At 40.0% G+C, this 2,027-nt stretch carries 2 protein-coding genes; one reads left to right on the top strand and one right to left on the bottom strand.

The annotated features are described in order from the left end of the window. Positions 1–711: LysR family transcriptional regulator (locus VXQ92_RS16165; protein WP_416682517.1), on the bottom strand; the 711-nt coding region annotated here is incomplete at its 3' end. Positions 712–807: 96 nt separating this feature from the next. On the opposite strand from VXQ92_RS16165, the gene VXQ92_RS16160 reads away from it, so the two are divergent. Further along, entirely contained in the window at positions 808–1,986 is a 1,179-nt protein-coding gene (locus VXQ92_RS16160; RefSeq protein ID WP_416682518.1) for a YbfB/YjiJ family MFS transporter, read from the top strand. The last annotated feature ends 41 nt before the right edge of the window (positions 1,987–2,027 follow it).

Raw genomic sequence — 2,027 nt, 5'->3', positions numbered from 1 at the left:
CTTTGGCAATAAAGCAAAACCGACACCTAATTCCACACAGCTTACAATGCCATCCAGACTGCCCATTTCCATAATTTGCGAAGGTGGCACACTGTGATCATTTAAAAACAACTCAATTGCATGCCGATAGGAACATCCTTGTCGAAATGCAATAAAACGAGTCTTTGCGAGGGTGGCAATGTCGGGAAAATCAATTTGTTGTTTTGGGCAAACCAAAACCAGTTGTTCTTGCCACACCGGAAAACTATATAGCTCTGGAATCACATATTTAGAAGCGACAAAAGCACAATCGACTTCTCCTTGTTGCACAGCATTTAACAAATATCCTGTCGGGTGAGTTTGAAGTTCAAGCGGCAGATTCGGATGTTGCTGCATACATTCATTAAGCAATTGAGGAAGTCGTATTGCTGCTGTCGTTTCCATACTGCCCAAACGAATAGTTTCATTCGGGTCAATATCACCTTCTCGGAAGATTGTCTTCGCTTTATTATGCAGTGCGATCATTTGCACAGCATAACTATGTAGCTGGTGTCCTGCATTGGTTAATGTAACGGGGTTATGACGATTTAATAAAATCACACCTAACTCTTCTTCAAGCTTTTTCACGTGGCTCGTGATATTGGATTGAACCGTACACATTTTTTGTGCAGCCAATGAAAAACTTCCACTCTCTGCAACCGCTAAAAAAAACTCTAAAGACTTAAGCAACATGCCACTATCTCAAAACAAGATAATTAATATCATATTAAATCATTTCTAATGATAAATAAACTCGCTTTTAATAATAAAAAAATTGAGAGATTTCTCATGTCTACGTTCTATCGAATGAGCCTGCTTGTCTTTTTAGCGACTTGCCTAGGAATTGGTATTTTTAGATTTTCCTATACCGTACTCATGCCTATTATGATTGTGCAATATGGATGGACTCATGATTTTGCAAGCTATTTAGGAAGTGCAAATTTATTGGGCTATCTGGTTGGCGCATTATTGGCACTGTTTAGCATTAAAGAAAAATCTATACCCGCTTTGATTATAACTTCGGCGGTTTTAGGTAACTTAAGCCTACTCTGCTGTTCTTTTATACACATGCCTTTGGCTTGGTTTATTCTCTGGCGCACCATTTCAGGTATCGCAGGTGGCCTACTCATGATTTTAGCGCCCAGCTTTGCCATGAAAAATATTGCAATTAGCCAAAGGCTCAAAGTCAATTTTTTAGGGTTTAGTGGTATTGGCGCAGGCGTGTTATCTGCCACTCTCATTATTCCTGCACTTAAAAATATGCCTGTTCAATATGTCTGGGAAATTTTTGCCCCCATTTCCATTATTGGCAGTTTGGTACTTTTTCAGTTATTAAGGCACCCACCTACCGAGTCCGTTCAAACGGCCAATCAAGCTCCTCAAAACTTCAAACATTCACGTTTAGGACTGGTCATTATTATTGCTTATATGTGCAGTGCTTTTGCATATATCCCTCACTCTTTGTTTTGGATGGACTATTTATCGGGAACCCTACATTTTCCATTGCAACAACGAAACTTATTTTGGGTTCTTTATGGGGTTGGAAGTTGTATTGGCGCCTTTGTGGCGTATTGTTTAAGCCGCCTTATTGGATATTTGCAGGCAATTAAATGTCTATACGGTGTCTATTGCTTGGCAGTTGCCCTACCTTTTTTTTCACATGCTACTGCTTTGCTCACTTTATCGTCCTTTCTTACAGGTTTACTCACACCTGCCACCGTATTTATTAGCTCTTATAGCCTGCTACAGATTTATGAACAGCGTTATCAAAAAATCTGGAGCCTTGCCACCATTGGGTTTGCCAGCACTCAGTTATTAGGTGGCGTTGTTATTAGTACTTTACATCACTTGCATTGGTCTTATGCACACCTGTTCTTAATGGGTGGCATTGTTTTGCTATTCGCTTTAATCCTTTTAGTTCGCACCCGTTCTTCCATACCCACCACTCTCGGAGAAACCAAATCATGAAAACTCTGCTCTTTCCTGTATTTCTAGTTGCGTTCGTTCGT

Source organism: Acinetobacter sp. 228, assembly GCF_048147885.1.
This window is presented reverse-complemented; position numbering and strand designations above follow the sequence as displayed.

Bases quoted from the DNA above. Each gene is read 5' to 3' on its own strand.
- VXQ92_RS16160 (WP_416682518.1), top strand. From the start codon at position 808: ATGTCTACGTTCTATCGAATGAGCCTGCTTGTCTTTTTAGCGACTTGC.